The sequence below is a fragment of the Mesorhizobium sp. M8A.F.Ca.ET.161.01.1.1 genome (genome assembly GCF_004792105.1).
In the GTDB taxonomy this organism is placed as follows: Bacteria; Pseudomonadota; Alphaproteobacteria; order Rhizobiales; family Rhizobiaceae; genus Mesorhizobium.
Window position 1 is genome coordinate 425,001 of the sequence record NZ_SRTD01000005.1, and the last position, 1,849, is coordinate 426,849.

The 1,849-nt window shown below is 55.3% G+C and carries 1 tRNA gene and 2 rRNA genes (1 of these 3 running past the window's edge); all 3 read left to right on the top strand.

The features are described from left to right. Window positions 1-1,231: ribosomal RNA gene (locus tag EN804_RS16280) — 23S ribosomal RNA — on the top strand (it extends 1,579 nt beyond the left edge of the window). Window positions 1,232-1,434: 203 nt separating this feature from the next. After that, window positions 1,435-1,549: ribosomal RNA gene (rrf, locus tag EN804_RS16285) — 5S ribosomal RNA — on the top strand. Window positions 1,550-1,727: 178 nt separating this feature from the next. Continuing rightward, a tRNA-Met gene (locus tag EN804_RS16290) sits at window positions 1,728-1,804 on the top strand. The last annotated feature ends 45 nt before the right edge of the window (window positions 1,805-1,849 follow it).

Consider the following 1,849-nt stretch of genomic DNA (forward strand, 5'->3'; position numbering starts at 1 on the left):
AGAGTATACCAAGGCGCTTGAGAGAACTATGCTGAAGGAACTCGGCAAATTGCACGCGTAACTTCGGAAGAAGCGTGACCCTTTTCCACGCAAGTGGAGGAGGGTGGCACAGACCAGGGGGTAGCGACTGTTTATCAAAAACACAGGGCTCTGCGAAGTCGCAAGACGACGTATAGGGTCTGACGCCTGCCCGGTGCTGGAAGGTTAAGAGGAGGGGTGCAAGCTCTGAATCGAAGCCCCAGTAAACGGCGGCCGTAACTATAACGGTCCTAAGGTAGCGAAATTCCTTGTCGGGTAAGTTCCGACCTGCACGAATGGCGTAACGACTTCCCCGCTGTCTCCAGCATAGACTCAGTGAAATTGAATTCCCCGTGAAGATGCGGGGTTCCTGCGGTTAGACGGAAAGACCCCGTGCACCTTTACTATAGCTTTACATTGGCATTCGTAGTGGCATGTGTAGGATAGGTGGTAGGCTTTGAAACCTGGGCGCCAGCTCAGGTGGAGCCACCCTTGAAATACCACCCTTATTACTATGGATGTCTAACCGCGGCCCGTTATCCGGGTCCGGGACAATGTATGGTGGGTAGTTTGACTGGGGCGGTCGCCTCCTAAAGAGTAACGGAGGCGCGCGATGGTGGGCTCAGAACGGTCGGAAATCGTTCGCTGAGTGCAATGGCATAAGCCTGCCTGACTGCGAGACTGACAAGTCGAGCAGAGACGAAAGTCGGTCATAGTGATCCGGTGGTCCCGCGTGGAAGGGCCATCGCTCAACGGATAAAAGGTACGCCGGGGATAACAGGCTGATGACCCCCAAGAGTCCATATCGACGGGGTTGTTTGGCACCTCGATGTCGACTCATCGCATCCTGGGGCTGGAGCAGGTCCCAAGGGTATGGCTGTTCGCCATTTAAAGCGGTACGTGAGTTGGGTTCAGAACGTCGTGAGACAGTTCGGTCCCTATCTGCCGTGGGTGTAGGAATATTGAAAGGATCTGTCCCTAGTACGAGAGGACCGGGATGGACGGATCTCTGGTGGACCTGTTGTGGCGCCAGCCGCATAGCAGGGTAGCTATATCCGGACGGGATAACCGCTGAAGGCATCTAAGCGGGAAACCCACCTTAAAACGAGTATTCCCTGAGAACCGTGGAAGACGACCACGTTGATAGGCCGGGTGTGGAAGAGCGGCAACGCTTGAAGCTTACCGGTACTAATAGTTCGATCGGCTTGATCGTTCTCATTCCTTATGTCCATCTGACTTCGTCAGATGGTTTGTTCTCACTCACGCTTGTTCCGCCCTGCGGGCGGCGCTACGTGGGTGCGGCGCACAAGCGCCGACGGTCGGTCGACCTTGCGAAGCTTCGCTTCGAAAGGCGCCAGGCTAAAAGAACTCCAAAGGCACAAAAAACAGCTTCTCGATTAACGTGCGTTTTGCCGACCTGGTGGTTATGGCGGAGCGGCTGCACCCGATCCCATTCCGAACTCGGCCGTGAAACGCTCCAGCGCTGATGGTACTTCGTCTCAAGACGCGGGAGAGTAGGTCGCTGCCAGGTCTGCTAAACGCACGTTTTATGTGTCACATCCTACTTTCCAAAAATCGAAGCCGGTTTTTGGGTCGAGGCGATGAAATCTTCTCTGAACATGGCCCGCCAACGGGAAACACGGGCCGCGTAAGCGGCCCTTTCATTTGGCGGACAAACCTCTCGCAAGCTCTCGCTTGCAAATCGGTGGCGCGGGGTGGAGCAGCCCGGTAGCTCGTCAGGCTCATAACCTGAAGGTCACAGGTTCAAATCCTGTCCCCGCAACCAAATACAAATGAGCCCGCCATCGTGCGGGCTCTTTTGTATTTTGCT